Origin of the sequence: Pseudonocardia sp. CA-142604, from assembly GCF_050948475.1 — a bacterium.
Lineage (GTDB): Bacteria > Actinomycetota > Actinomycetes > Mycobacteriales > Pseudonocardiaceae > Pseudonocardia > Pseudonocardia alaniniphila.
This window is the reverse complement of the sequence record NZ_CP192045.1, coordinates 9,699,981-9,712,395: the sequence shown is the minus strand read 5'-3', so window position 1 is coordinate 9,712,395 and position 12,415 is coordinate 9,699,981. Positions and strand designations below refer to the sequence as shown.

The following is a 12,415-nucleotide window of genomic DNA, read 5'->3' as shown; positions in this document are numbered from 1 at the left end:
TCATTCGGCCATCGGGCAGACTGGCTCGGTGGCTGCCGCTGAGGTCGACTGGTCGGAACGGGCGGGCATCGCCGAGCGGGCGGTCGTCCGCCGCCACCTACGACGGCTCGCCGGGGTGGTGCCAGGCACCCGAATCGGACGCGTCCGGTGGCCGAGACCGTTGCCCTCACCCCCGGCGCCGTGGCACTACTGGTGGCAGGCGCACCTCCTGGACTGCATGGTCGACGCGCAGCTGCGCTCACCCGAGCGGCGTCGAGCCCGCGCGATCGCGGCGCTGGTCCGCGGCATCCGGCTGCACAACACGGGTTCCTGGCTCAACCGGTACTACGACGACGTCGCCTGGCTCGGCCTCGCGGTGCAACGCGCGGGACTCCTCGCCGGCCGCCCCGGCCTTCCCGCGCTCGCCGCGATCATCAACCGGCTGCACGAGGGGTGGACGGAGGGCGCGGGCGGCGGCATCTGGTGGCGGCGCGAGGACGACTTCAAGGCCGCGCCCGCGAACGGCCCGGCGGCGATCCTGCTCGCCCGTGACGGCCAGTCGGCGTTCGCCGCGGCGATCTGCGACTGGATGGCGGAGACGTTGATCGACCCGGACTCCGGGCTCGTCCGGGACGGGGTGCGGGTGGCCTCGGACGGCAGCATCCGCGCCGTCGAGCCCTACATCTACACCTACTGCCAGGGCGTGTACCTCGGCGCCTGTGTCGAGCTGATCGAACGCGACGGCCACCTCCGCTTCACGGACAGGGCGATGGCGATCGTCGACGCGATGACCCACCGGCTCGCTGATTCCCGCGGCGTGCTGCCCGGTTCGGGTGGGGGCGACGGTGGTCTCTTCGCCGGCATCACCGCGCGCTACCTGACCGATGCCGCGCTGCGCGTGCCGGAGCTCGCCGGCCCCGCGACACGGATCGTGCGGTCGAGCGCTACCGCTGTGTGGGACGGCCGGGCGGAGGTTCGCGGTGGACCGGTCTTCTCCGCGGAATGGAGCAGGCCCGCCTTCCCGCCCCACCCCGGGGTTCCGGAGGCCGACCTCTCGGTGCAGCTCTCGGGATGGATGCTGATGGAAGCCGCAGCACGGCTGCAGCGGGGCGGCTGAGCCGCTCCCAGCACTCGCGCCTCAGCCGGTGTCGCGGAGGCCCTCGTCCTGGTCCGGTTCCTCGGGTTCGTCGTCCGCCGGTGTCGTCGGCGTGTCATCGATCGGGCGGCGCATCTCCTGGCGATAGCGGAAGAGCCCGTAGCCGGTACCGACCACGAAGAATGCGATCGCGACGAGGGCCGCGGCGTCCTTGAGCCAGGGAACGACGTCGAGCAGCCCCGCGCCGTAGTACCCGAGCATGATCAGCGTGGGAACCCAGCAGACCGCGCCGACGGCGTTGGCGACGATGTAGCGCCGGTTGTCCATGCGGGCGGCGCCGGCGATCATCGGCGCGAGAGTGCGTACCCAGGGCACCCAGCGGGCCACGACGATGGCCCAGAACCCCCAGCGGTCGAAGAAGGCGCTGGCCCGTGCGAGGTTGGCGCGGTTGAGGATGCGGCCGTCGCGGCGCGCGAGCATCCGCGTGCCGGCGTAGCGGCCGACGAGATAACCCACCTGGTTTCCGGCCACGGCGACGCCGGTGGCCACCACCCCGAGCGTCCAGGCGCTGGCCTCGTGGTCGCCCTGGGCGAGCACGACTCCGGCTGCGAGCAGCAGCGTGTCGCCGGGCAGGAACATCCCGATGATGAGCGCGCATTCGAAGAAGACGAAGACGAGCACGACCACCCACACCGTGACCGGTCCGGCCTGGGTGAGGGGCCCGAGGGCGTGGTACACGGTGGGCGCAACGCTCACAGCACTCCAGGGTAGGTACCCCTGGGCTCGCCCGGGCGCTGAGCGGTGTTACCACGAGCGATGTCGCCCGGGGCGGTGTTACCCGGAGGTGTTACCTGGCGTGTGCGCCTGGCGTGCGGCGGGCGCGCAGCACCTCGATGACGATCGGCACGATCGACACGGCCACGATGGCGATGAGCATCAGCTCGATGTTGTTGCGCACGACCTCGAACTGGCCGAGCCAGAAGCCCAGCACGGTGACGCCCGCCGCCCACGCGACGCCGCCGATGAGCGAGTAGCCGAGGTAGCGCTTCGGTTCCATGCGGCCGACGCCTGCCATCACCGTGATGAAGGTGCGCACGACCGGCACGAACCGGCCGAGCACGATGGCGCGGTTGCCGTACTTGTCGAAGAACTCCTGCGTCTTGCGCACGTGCTGCGGCTTGAACAACCGCGACTTGGGCCTGTCGAACACCGCGGGACCGGCCGCGCGTCCGACCCAGTAGCCCGTGGCGTTGCCGGCGAAGGCCGCGACCACGAGGATCAGGCAGACCAGCCACAGCGGGGTCTGGATCGACCCCTGCGCCACGAACAGGCCACCGGTGAAGAGCAGGGAGTCGCCGGGCAGGAAGAACCCGAGCAGCAGCCCGCACTCGGCGAAGACGATGAGGGCGAGCCCGATCAGCGCCCACGGGCCGAGCCAGGAAATGATCGTATCCGGCTGGAGCCACTCGGGGCCGAGCGCGAGCGCAGTCACGGGAGGGAACGGTACCGGGCAGCTGTGGTCAGCCAAGGGCGGGGAGGAGCCCCGGCACCAGCAGCGACAACAGCGCGAGCGCGACGCCCAGCACCACGCCGCCGAGCAGCGCGATCAGCAGCGCCTTGCGCGCTCCCGTGGGGGATGCGGGGGTCGCCCGCGCCGTGCGGGGCACTCCGGGGCGACCCGCTCCCGACGCTCTGGCCCGCAGCGCCTCGGCGACGCGTCGCTCGGAATCGTCGCTCGTGCTCACAGGCATCATCGTGCCCCACCGCCGCTCATCACGCGCGCGACGGCCTCGAGCGCCCGGCTCGCCGTCGACTTCACGGTGCCGCGGCTGATGCCGGTGGATTCGGCGATCTCGGCCTCCGACAACCCGCCGTAGTACCGCAGCACCAGCACCTCACGTTGGCGTGGCGGCAAGGTGGAGAGCGCGTCGACCACGGCCTGGTGCTCGGACGACAGCATCGCCAGCGACTCGGCCGAGCGGGCGTTGACCTGGTGCGGCGGGACGTAGTCGCGCGCGGTGCGCCTGCGGCGCAGCACCGACCGTGAGCCGTTCACCACAGCCGTGCGCAGATAGCCGACGGCCGCAGCCTCGTCGCGGAGCCCTGACCAGTGCCGATGCAGACCGGTGAACGCCTCCTGGACGACGTCCTCCGCTGTGCTCGGATCGTCCACCAACAGCACGGCGAGCCGCACCATCCGCATCCGGTGGTCGCGGTAGAGGTCCGAGAGGGTGCGCGGCGTACCGGGAGCCGGTGCCGGCTCCCGGCTGGTGTCGATGCGGCGCAATCTGCTCAGCGTCTGCTCGACGGCGTTCTCCCCACCGTCGCGGATCATGCGACCCAGCCTAGTAGTGCGTACCTTCTCCGCTGACGGCGCCGTCGTCCTTTCATTGCGGGATACTGCGGCTGGAAACACCGAGGACGTCGAGGAGGCCCGACCGTGCCGATCGCCACCCCCGAGAAGTACAACGAGATGTTGGACAAGGCCAAGAACGGTGAGTACGCCTACCCGGCGATCAACGTGACGAGCACCGAGACGTTGAACGCCGCGCTGCGGGGCTTCGCCGAGGCGGAGAGCGACGGGATCGTCCAGATCTCCACGGGCGGAGCCGAGTTCCTCTCCGGCACGGCCGTCAAGGACATGGTGACCGGCGCCGTCGGACTCGCCGAGTTCGCGCACGTCGTCGCCGCGAAGTACCCGATCAACGTCGCGCTGCACACCGACCACTGCCCCAAGGACAAGCTCGACACCTATGTCCGTCCGCTGATCGCGATCAGCCAGGAGCGGGTGGCCCGCGGGGACAACCCGCTGTTCCAGTCGCACATGTGGGACGGGTCGGCCACCGAGCTGCACGAGAACCTGCGGATCGCCGCTGAGCTGCTCGATCAGGCCGTCAAGGCCAAGATCATCCTCGAGGTCGAGATCGGGGTGGTCGGCGGCGAGGAGGACGGCGTCGCCAACGAGATCAACGAGAAGCTCTACACCGCCCCTGGTGACTACGAGGACACCGTGGACGCGCTCGGTGCCGGCGAGAAGGGCCGCTACCTGCTGGCCGCCACGTTCGGCAACGTGCACGGCGTCTACAAGCCCGGCAACGTCAAGCTGCGCCCGGAGATCCTCAAGCAGGGCCAGGAGGTGGCCAGCCGCAAGCTCGGGCTGCCCGACGGCTCCAAGCCGCTCGACCTGGTCTTCCACGGCGGATCTGGTTCGCTGCTCGAGGAGATCCACGAGGCGCTGAGCTACGGCGTGGTCAAGATGAACGTCGACACCGACACGCAGTACGCCTTCACCCGCCCGATCGTCGGCCACATGTTCAACAACTACGACGGCGTGCTCAAGATCGACGGCGAGGTGGGCAACAAGAAGGCCTACGACCCCCGCTCGTACCTGAAGGCGGCCGAGGTCGGGATGTCCGATCGCGTCGTCGTCGCCTGCGAGAACCTGCGGTCCACAGGACAGACCCTCCGCTGATCGACCCTCGGCAGCGGGTGGGCCTGCTGCCCCGGCACTCGGAATCCGAACACGGCGGGGAAGGCGGCAAGATGCTGGCATGACGCTGCACGGCAACCTGCTCGGACCTGAGCCCACCCTGCTGCCCGTCGACCCGGCCGCCGCGGAGCTCGATCGCGGCGTCGCGCCGGAGGAGGTCGCGGCCGCATACCCGACGTCCTCACTGGCGTGGGCGGTGCTCGCCGAGCGTGCTCTCGAGAACGCGCTGACGATCACCGCCTACGCATACGCCCGCACCGGCTACCACCGTGGCCTCGACCAGCTCCGTCGTTCCGGCTGGAAGGGCTTCGGCCCCGTTCCGTGGTCGCACGAGCCCAACCGGGGCTTCCTGCGCGCACTGGCCGCGCTGCAGCGAGCCGCCGCCCTCATCGGCGAGACCGATGAGGCGGAACGCTGCCTGGCCTTCCTCACCGACTCCGATCCCGCTGCCCCGGCCGCACTCGGCCTGGGCTGACCCTTGCCAGCGGCGGTCCGGCTGGACCGGCTGGGCGTCCGGCTCCGGCGCGGCACCCATCGGCTGCGGGCGTCCGCGATTCCGATCACACAGTGCGCGGTGGCGGCGGGGCTGGCCTGGTTCGTCGCCCACAACCTGATCGGTCACCAGCGGCCGTTCTTCGCGCCGATCGCGGCCGTGATCAGCCTCGGTGTGTCGCTGGGCAACAGGCTGCGCCGCGTCGTCGAGCTGGTCCTCGGGGTGAGCCTCGGTGTGCTGGTGGGCGACCTGCTGATCTCCGCGATCGGGAGCGGCGCCTGGCAGATCGTCCTGGTGGTCGGCCTCGCGATGGCCATCGCGGTGTTCGCCGACGGCGCCACGCTGCTCGTGGCCCAGGCCGCGTCGTCCGCGGTGCTGGTGGCGACCCTGCTGCCACCCGGTCAGCAGGGCGGGATCGACCGCTGTATCGACGCGCTGGTCGGCGGTGCGGTCGGAGTGCTGGTCGTGGCCGTCCTGCCGACGGATCCGGTGGGCCCGGTCCGCCGCCAGGCGCGTGCCCTGCTCGACGAGCTGGCCACCGTGCTCGACCTGATCGCGGACGCACTGCGCAACCGTGACTCGGGTGCGGCCGCCCCGGCCCTGGAACGCGCACGGGCCAGCCAGCCGCTCATCGACGAACTGCGTGCCGCCCTGCGCGCGGGGCAGGAGGTCACCGCGGTCTCGCCTCTGTACCGCCGGCGCCGCCGGGTCCTCGGCCGGTTCGCGGAGCTCGCCGAGCGGGCCGACTACGCGATGCGCAACGCCCGTGTGCTCGGCCGTCGTGTCTACGTCGCCCTGGAGAACGACGAGCCCGTCACACCGGAGCTGCCCGACCTCCTGTGCGAGCTCTCCTCGGCCGTCCGGGCGCTGACCGGCCAACTCGGGCGTGAGGGCGACCGGGAGCGCGCCCGCGAGCCGGTGCTGGACGTCGTCCGGCACTCGTCGGAACTGTCGGGCGAGTGGAGTGGTGGGCCGTCGGAGCAGGTGATCGTGGCGCAGCTGCGTTCGATCGCGCTGGACCTGCTGCAGGCCACCGGCATGACCCGTGCCGAGGCCCGCGAGGCGATGCTGCACCAACCCCAGTCGTGACGAGATCGGCGGCCTGACGGGGCCGTGAGCGAGGAGTGTCGCCTGCCCTGGGGACCACCGGAACACCGTGGGAGCCCTCCCCGCGCAGGGCGGCCGAGTGGGCACAGAACGTGATCGGACCGGCCTCAGGTCGGCGATATGAGCGCCATCCGGGTGATCGTGGGTCCCAATTGCCGCGCGGCGGGAACCTGTCGTCCACAGCCGACGTTCTCGGCGCGTGCATCTGGTCGTTCGCTGGCTCCTCGCACCGTTCGTCCGATTCCTCTACCGCCCGGTCGTCCACGGTGCGGAGCGGGTCCCTCGCTTCGGTCCGGTGATCATCGCGGCCAACCACCGGGCCGCCGTCGACACCGCTGTGATCGCGCTGACCGCGGGCCGTCCCGTCTCCTTCCTCGGCAAGGCCGAGTACTTCACCGGCACCGGGCTACGCGGCCGTGCGTTCGCGTCGTTCCTCTCGGCGCTGGGCTACGTCCCCGTCGACCGTGCCAACGCCAAGGCCGGGCTCGCGGCGCTGGAGGCTGCCCGCGGCGTGCTCGACGACGGGGGCGCGTTCGCGATCTACCCCGAAGGCACGCGCTCCCTCGACGGCCGGCTGCACCGCGGCCACACGGGCGTGGCCACGCTCGCGCTGAGCACAGGTGCTCCCGTCGTCCCGGTCGCGTTGATCGGCACCGAGCGGGTGCAGCCCGTCGGCGCGCGCTTCCCGCGCCTGCGCCGTGTGACGGTCCACTTCGGCGAGCCGCTCGACTTTTCGCGCTACGAAGGGCTGGAGGGCTCGGGCATGATCCGTCGCGCCGTGACCGACGAGATCATGGACGCGATCGCCGGACTCTCCCACCAGGAGTACGTCGACACCTACCACGAGCGCCCGGCGGCCTGATCCAGCGAGCCTGAGCGCTCCGGCTCCGGCGGGGCCATTGCGGTCACCATCGCCGCGGCCCAGCCGGGGTGGCCTGCGATGGAGAGGGCGAGGCCCCGCTGCGCCGTCACCGCGTCGGGGCCTACGGCCATGGCGAGCGATCCACGGCAGGCGAGCGGGGTGAGCGACCACCACGGGCCGGCCAGGCCGGGGTGGGGGTCCTCGCCCCACACCAGCACCTCGGTGGCGAGCACGCGATGCTCGGCGAGGTGGGCCGCGGAGGCGTGCAGGGTGGGGTCGCCGAGTTCCTGCTCCTGCACCAGCAGCGGGCGGCCCGCTGCGGTGTCGACCACCCGTGTGAGCCCGCGGAAGCGGCCCGATGCCTCGCCGCTGCGGCCTGCGACCAGCACCTCGCGGCAGCGCATCCGGGCCCCGGCGCCCAGCTCGGCGTGCAGTTCGGTGCGGTGGTCTGCGCGCCGGGTGACGACGGTGGGCTCCGGCAGGTACTGGACGCCCGCCCCGTCGCCGATCCGTAGCCGGACGACGAGCCGGCTGCTCGCTCCCGCGCCCTGTCCGGGCAGCGCGACCGTGGCGGCCACCCCGGTGAGCACGAGGTCCGCCCCCGGCCCGACGACGACCTCGAGCCCCACGTCGTCACCGCCGAGCGGTGTGGTGGCCGAGCCGACCATGTGGACGGTGGCGGCCGGGGAACGGGCCGCGGCGGCGCCCCGCCGGGGCAGCAGCGTCAGCGGCGGCTGCGACTGCAGGTCGCGGACGACACTGCGTTCGCCGTCCTTCTCGACGACGATCCGGGCTCTGGCCAGCACGGCGTCAGGCCGCGGGGACCCGCACGGCGGCGAGCTGGGCGAGCACCCACTCGGCGACGTCGGAGGCGGCCGGGTCGGTCACCAGGGACTGTGCGATCACCGGCAGCTCTCCGCGCATGCGGTGCGCATCGGTGGTCATCACGACGAGGTCGGCGCCGACGTACGGGGCGAGGTCGACCTTGTTGATCACCAGCAGGTCGGCGGTGGTGACGCCGGGACCGCCCTTGCGCGGCACCTTGTCCCCGCCCGCCACGTCGACGACGAAGATCTGCCGGTCGATCAGGCCGCGGCTGAACACCGCCGTCAGGTTGTCGCCGCCGCTCTCCACGAGCACCAGGTCCAGGTCGCCGAACCGCTCCTCCAGCAGCTCGACGGCGTCGAGATTGGCTGTGATGTCGTCGCGGATCGCCGTGTGCGGGCAGCATCCGGTCTGCACGGCCTCGATGCGGTCGGGAGTGAGCACTCCGGCCCGGCGCAGGAAGTCGGCGTCCTCGGTGGTGTAGATGTCGTTGGTCACCACACCGAGGCGCAGCGTCGGCCCGAGCGTGCGGGCGAGGGCCGCCACCAGCGCGGTCTTGCCGCTGCCGACCGGGCCGCCGATGCCGATCCGCACCGCTCTCCCGGACGGGGTCGGCGCGATGTGTGGGTCGGGCTCGGTCGCCGTCGGATCGAGTGAGTGCCCGTGTCCGTGGCCATGGCTACTAGCTGACAAAGAGACGCACCTGCTCTCCGTGATGGTGGATGTGGGCCTGGGCCATGAGGTCGAGGACCGGCGCGCCCGGTGCGGGGAGCCGGTCGGACGGCAGCGTCGCGGCATGCGCGGCCTGAGCCACGACGGTGTCGAGCACGGGGCGCAGCGCGACGATCGCGGCGTTCACCGCCAGCGGGTCGAGCCCGAGCAGCCGCACCGCCGCCGAGGCCGGGCCGCTGATCGCGAGGTAGGCCACGCACTGGGCGGCCTCGGCCGGCGTGCCGCCGTCGATGCCGATGACGGCCCCGACCAGCAGTGCGTGATGAGGGCGGGGCGCCACGGCACACAGCGCGTCGAGCGCGGGCGAGGGCCAGGAGAGCCGGGCAGCGCGCAGGGCGGCCCGGCCCTGCGCGCGTGACGCGTCGCGCTGGGCTGCGGCGGGTGTGCGTGCGTCCAGTTCGGCGTCGAGCCCCGCCCAGTCCGCGGCCGGGTTCGTCGCCGCCACCACCGCGGCCGCCGCGAACGCAGCGCCGACGAGCCCCGCTGTGCGCAGGCGCCCGGACAGGAACGACCCCAGCTCGGGCACACCGGCGAGCAGCCCGCGGGACACCGCTTCCTCGAGCCCGCCCGAGTGGGCGTGCCCACCGCCAGGGAACCGGGCGTCGGAGAGGGTGAGGGCGGCCAGGCTCGCCATCAGAAGAGGAAGTAGCGCTGGGCCATCGGCAGCTCATCGACCGGTGCCGGCTCGATGAGCTCACCGTCGATGCGCACGGCGAAGGAGTCGGGGTCGACCCGCACGTTAGGCATGGCGTCGTTGCCGATCATGTGGTTCTTGGTGATGGTGCGGGTGTCGGCCACGGGCACCGGGCATTTCGCCAGTCCGAGCCGTTCGAGCGTGCCGAACTCCATCGCTGCGGCCGCCACGAAGTTCACGCTGGTGGCGGCTGCGACGGCGGGTGCGGCGCCGAACATCGGGCGGGCCAGCACGGGTTGTGGGGAGGGGATCGAGGCGTTGGCGTCGCCCATCTGGGCCCAGGCGATGAACCCGCCCTTGAGCACCAGGTGGGGGCGCACCCCGAAGAACTTGGGGTCCCACAGCACCAGGTCGGCGAGCTTGCCGACCTCGACCGAGCCGATCTCGTGGGCCATGCCGTGGGCGATGGCCGGGTTGATCGTGTACTTCGCGACGTAGCGGCGTGCGCGCAGGTTGTCCGCACGTCCGTCGCCGGGGAGCGCGCCGCGGGCGGCTTTCATCACGTGCGCGGTCTGCCAGGTGCGGATGATCACCTCGCCGATGCGGCCCATCGCCTGGGAGTCCGAGCTCATCATCGAGATCGCGCCCATGTCGTGCAGGACGTCCTCGGCGGCGATCGTGGTGGGCCGGATGCGGCTCTCGGCGAAGGCGAGGTCCTCGGGCACGTTCGGGTTGAGGTGGTGGCAGCAGATGAGCATGTCGAGGTGCTCGTCGATGGTGTTGACCGTGTGCGGCCTGGTGGGGTTCGTCGAGGACGGGAGGATGTTGGTGCGCTCGACGATCTCGATGATGTCCGGGGCGTGCCCACCGCCGGCGCCCTCGGTGTGAAAGGCGCTGATGGAGCGGCCGGCGATCGCGTCGAGCGTGGACTGGACGAAGCCTGCCTCGTTCAGCGTGTCGGTGTGGATGGCCACCTGCACGCCGGAGGCGTCGGCCACCCGGAGGCTGGCGTCGATCGCGGCGGGGGTGGTGCCCCAGTCCTCGTGCAGCTTGAACCCGCCGGCTCCGGCGCGTAGCTGCTCCCACAACGCATCGGTGCTGGTGGTGTTGCCCTTGCCCATCAGCAGCACGTTGATCGGCAGGTGGTCCATCGCCTGCAGCATCCGCCCGATCGAATGCGGGCCGGGCGTGACGGTGGTCGCCTTGGTGCCCTCGGCGGGGCCCGTGCCGCCGCCTGCGAGCGTGGTGAGCCCGGTGGAGAGTGCGGTGTCGACCAACTGCGGGCAGACGAAGTGGACGTGCGGGTCGATCCCACCGGCGGTGAGGATCATCCCGTTGCCCGCGATCACCTCGGTGGACGGCCCGATCACCAGGGCGTCGTCGACACCGTCCATCGTGTCGGGGTTGCCGGCCTTGCCGATCCCGGCGATCCGCCCGTCGCGGATGCCGACATCGGCCTTCACCACACCCCAGTGGTCCAGCACCACGACGCCGGTGATGACGACGTCCGGGGCGCCTTCGGCGCTGGTGCGCTGCGACTGGCCCATCGACTCGCGGATCATCTTGCCGCCGCCGAAGACCACCTCGTCGCCCGACGCCGGGCCGCGGCTCAGGTCGTCGGTGACCTCGATCAGCAGGTTGGTGTCGGCCAGCCGGATCCGATCGCCGACGGTGGGGCCGAACAGGTCGACGTAGCGGGAACGCTCGATCGCGGACACCGGCTCGGTCATGTGGCACTCCCGTAGGTGAGCGGGCCGGGTTCGTGGCTGCGTTCGTCCAGAGCGCCGGCGAACTCGACGCGCAGGCCGTGGACGACCCGCGCACCGGCCAGCGGCACCAGCGTCACCTCCCGCTCCACCCCCGGCTCGAACCGGACGGCGGTGCCGGCCGGAATGTCCAGGTGCCGGCCCCATGCCGCGGCCCGGTCGAATTCCAAGCCGAGGTTGGCGGCCGCGAAATGAAAGTGTGAGCCGACCTGTACCGGTCGATCTGCCGCGTTCGTCACCACCAGGGTGATCCGATCCCGCCCCGGATTCAGTGGAATGTCCCCTTCGCCCGGAATGATCTCGCCAGGGCCGCCCGACGCGCCTCCGCCCGCCACGTCAGGCGATCGGGTCGTGGACGGTGACGAGCTTCGTGCCGTCGGGGAACGTGGCCTCGACCTGCACCCGATCCAGCATCTGCCCCACCCCGTCCAGCACCTCGTCACGGGTCAGGACCTTGCGGCCGCTCGACATCAACTCACTGACACTGCGGCCGTCCCGCGCGCCCTCCAGGACGTGATCGGTGATCAAAGCGACCGCTTCGGGGAAATTCATCCGCAGGCCACGGGCACGGCGGGAGCGCGCGACGTCCGCTGCGACGTGGACGAGCAGCTTGTCGCGCTCCTGGGGAGACAGGTGCATTCAGCCAGTTTTGACCGGGATTGTTAACGGGATGGATCAGCGATGTTTCGTGACTCCCCGCGGTCACCCGTCAGGGGCGCACGAGCAACCAGTCCTGCGTGTGGCGGTACCAGGTCCAGCGCGGCACCTCGCGCGGATGGGCCACACCGTCGTTGATGACGATGGCCGGCTCACAACCCACTTGCACCGCCCGGCCAAGCGCCGAGCCCCGGCCGTGCGGCGCCCTCGGTGCGACCGCGCGCTCGCGCCCGTCCGGGGGCCGTCCGGTCCATCCGGCGCGCACGGCGATGCCGGCCGGGCCCGGCGTGACCACCAGTCGCCGCGTCCTGCCGCGAAGCACCAGAACCGAGTCGCAGTAGCACTCGCCTGCGATGTCGTGAATTTCCGCACGCCCGACGAGCACCCCGCCGGCGTCGTCACGGACCAGGGGGACGGGCGACGCCGCACCGGTGAGCGCGAGGCGCAGTGCGTTCTCCCCGGTCGGGAGGCCCCACGCGGCGGTCGCAGCCGACCGGGCGGAGGGCAGGTAGGCGACCTCGACGCCCAGCCGGTCGGTACGCAGCAGCCGGGTCAGCACGGCCGCGAGATCGGCATCGGTGCCTGCTACGACCACTCGCTGCGGCTCGTGTTCGGCGAGCACAGGGTCGACAGCGGTTCTGTCCGGTCTCGTGGGCAGGGCGACTTCGGGCACCCCGGTCACCAGACCACTACTGTTGACACCAAGCGGACGTGCCTGCCCGTCATCCGAGCAGGTCAGCAGCACCACTGTGGAATCGATCGTGCTCACGGGAT

The 12,415-nt window shown here is 71.7% G+C and carries 16 protein-coding genes; 5 read left to right on the top strand and 11 right to left on the bottom strand.

Translation table 11 applies throughout. The features are described from left to right. Positions 1-28: 28 nt before the first annotated feature. Positions 29-1,096, top strand: coding sequence for a glycoside hydrolase family 76 protein (locus ACQPZQ_RS44400; protein ID WP_433290457.1), 1,068 nt, complete (start codon positions 29-31; stop codon positions 1,094-1,096). Between the two features lie 21 nt (positions 1,097-1,117). Here ACQPZQ_RS44400 and ACQPZQ_RS44395 read toward each other — a convergent pair whose 3' ends face one another. The 4 genes from ACQPZQ_RS44395 to ACQPZQ_RS44380 form a co-directional block, all read right to left on the bottom strand. Then, positions 1,118-1,831, bottom strand: coding sequence for a DedA family protein (locus tag ACQPZQ_RS44395; protein WP_433290456.1), 714 nt, complete (start codon positions 1,829-1,831; stop codon positions 1,118-1,120). 91 nt (positions 1,832-1,922) lie between these two features. After that, positions 1,923-2,567 (bottom strand): DedA family protein, encoded by a 645-nt coding sequence (locus ACQPZQ_RS44390; RefSeq protein ID WP_433290455.1) that lies wholly within the window; start codon positions 2,565-2,567, stop codon positions 1,923-1,925. Positions 2,568-2,595: 28 nt separating this feature from the next. Further along, entirely contained in the window at positions 2,596-2,820 is a 225-nt protein-coding gene (locus ACQPZQ_RS44385; RefSeq protein WP_241036686.1) for a hypothetical protein, read from the bottom strand. 5 nt (positions 2,821-2,825) lie between these two features. Beyond that, the gene (locus tag ACQPZQ_RS44380; protein WP_433290454.1) at positions 2,826-3,410 is read right to left on the bottom strand and encodes an RNA polymerase sigma factor; all 585 of its coding nucleotides are present in this window, start codon (positions 3,408-3,410) and stop codon (positions 2,826-2,828) included. 105 nt (positions 3,411-3,515) lie between these two features. Here ACQPZQ_RS44380 and fbaA point away from each other — a divergent pair, with 105 nt between their 5' ends. The 4 genes from fbaA to ACQPZQ_RS44360 all read left to right on the top strand — a co-directional run bounded on the left by fbaA (position 3,516) and on the right by ACQPZQ_RS44360 (position 7,027). Next, complete coding sequence (gene fbaA / locus ACQPZQ_RS44375; protein ID WP_433290453.1) at positions 3,516-4,547, top strand: class II fructose-bisphosphate aldolase; 1,032 nt, start codon at positions 3,516-3,518, stop codon at positions 4,545-4,547. Between the two features lie 79 nt (positions 4,548-4,626). Continuing rightward, complete coding sequence (locus ACQPZQ_RS44370; protein ID WP_433290452.1) at positions 4,627-5,040, top strand: DUF3151 domain-containing protein; 414 nt, start codon at positions 4,627-4,629, stop codon at positions 5,038-5,040. Positions 5,041-5,043: 3 nt separating this feature from the next. After that, positions 5,044-6,147, top strand: coding sequence for an FUSC family protein (locus tag ACQPZQ_RS44365; protein WP_433290451.1), 1,104 nt, complete (start codon positions 5,044-5,046; stop codon positions 6,145-6,147). Positions 6,148-6,364: 217 nt separating this feature from the next. Further along, positions 6,365-7,027 carry a lysophospholipid acyltransferase family protein gene (locus tag ACQPZQ_RS44360; protein ID WP_433290450.1) on the top strand — a complete coding sequence of 221 codons (663 nt, stop codon included), beginning with the start codon at positions 6,365-6,367 and terminating at the stop codon, positions 7,025-7,027. Here ACQPZQ_RS44360 and ACQPZQ_RS44355 read toward each other — a convergent pair. The 7 genes from ACQPZQ_RS44355 to ACQPZQ_RS44325 form a co-directional block, all read right to left on the bottom strand. Then, positions 7,003-7,833, bottom strand: coding sequence for an urease accessory protein UreD (locus tag ACQPZQ_RS44355; protein WP_433290449.1), 831 nt, complete (start codon positions 7,831-7,833; stop codon positions 7,003-7,005). The two genes, ACQPZQ_RS44360 and ACQPZQ_RS44355, sit on opposite strands and share 25 nt — an antisense overlap. A 4-nt stretch (positions 7,834-7,837) precedes the next feature. Beyond that, on the bottom strand, positions 7,838-8,545 hold the full coding sequence (gene ureG, locus ACQPZQ_RS44350) for an urease accessory protein UreG (protein WP_433290448.1): 708 nt from the start codon (positions 8,543-8,545) through the stop codon (positions 7,838-7,840). Beyond that, complete coding sequence (locus ACQPZQ_RS44345; RefSeq protein WP_433290447.1) at positions 8,535-9,218, bottom strand: urease accessory protein UreF; 684 nt, start codon at positions 9,216-9,218, stop codon at positions 8,535-8,537. Before ACQPZQ_RS44345 ends, ureG begins: the two co-directional genes overlap by 11 nt. Next, a complete protein-coding gene (locus ACQPZQ_RS44340) occupies positions 9,218-10,948 on the bottom strand; it encodes an urease subunit alpha (RefSeq protein ID WP_433290446.1) in 1,731 nt (576 codons plus the stop codon). The genes ACQPZQ_RS44345 and ACQPZQ_RS44340 overlap by 1 nt, the downstream gene beginning before the upstream one ends. Continuing rightward, positions 10,945-11,319 carry an urease subunit beta gene (locus ACQPZQ_RS44335; protein WP_433290445.1) on the bottom strand — a complete coding sequence of 125 codons (375 nt, stop codon included), beginning with the start codon at positions 11,317-11,319 and terminating at the stop codon, positions 10,945-10,947. The genes ACQPZQ_RS44340 and ACQPZQ_RS44335 overlap by 4 nt, the downstream gene beginning before the upstream one ends. A 1-nt stretch (position 11,320) precedes the next feature. Then, positions 11,321-11,623: an urease subunit gamma gene (locus tag ACQPZQ_RS44330; protein WP_433290444.1), complete on the bottom strand. Its 303-nt coding sequence runs from the start codon at positions 11,621-11,623 to the stop codon at positions 11,321-11,323. Positions 11,624-11,693: 70 nt separating this feature from the next. Next, a complete protein-coding gene (locus ACQPZQ_RS44325) occupies positions 11,694-12,410 on the bottom strand; it encodes a hypothetical protein (RefSeq protein ID WP_433290443.1) in 717 nt (238 codons plus the stop codon). Positions 12,411-12,415 lie beyond the last annotated feature (5 nt).

Coding starts and splice junctions, on each gene's coding strand:
- ACQPZQ_RS44380 (WP_433290454.1), bottom strand. CDS start 3,410: ATGATCCGCGACGGTGGGGAGAACGCCGTCGAGCAGACGCTGAGCAGA.
- ACQPZQ_RS44370 (WP_433290452.1), top strand. CDS start 4,627: ATGACGCTGCACGGCAACCTGCTCGGACCTGAGCCCACCCTGCTGCCC.
- ACQPZQ_RS44345 (WP_433290447.1), bottom strand. CDS start 9,218: ATGGCGAGCCTGGCCGCCCTCACCCTCTCCGACGCCCGGTTCCCTGGC.
- ACQPZQ_RS44340 (WP_433290446.1), bottom strand. CDS start 10,948: ATGACCGAGCCGGTGTCCGCGATCGAGCGTTCCCGCTACGTCGACCTG.
- ACQPZQ_RS44330 (WP_433290444.1), bottom strand. CDS start 11,623: ATGCACCTGTCTCCCCAGGAGCGCGACAAGCTGCTCGTCCACGTCGCA.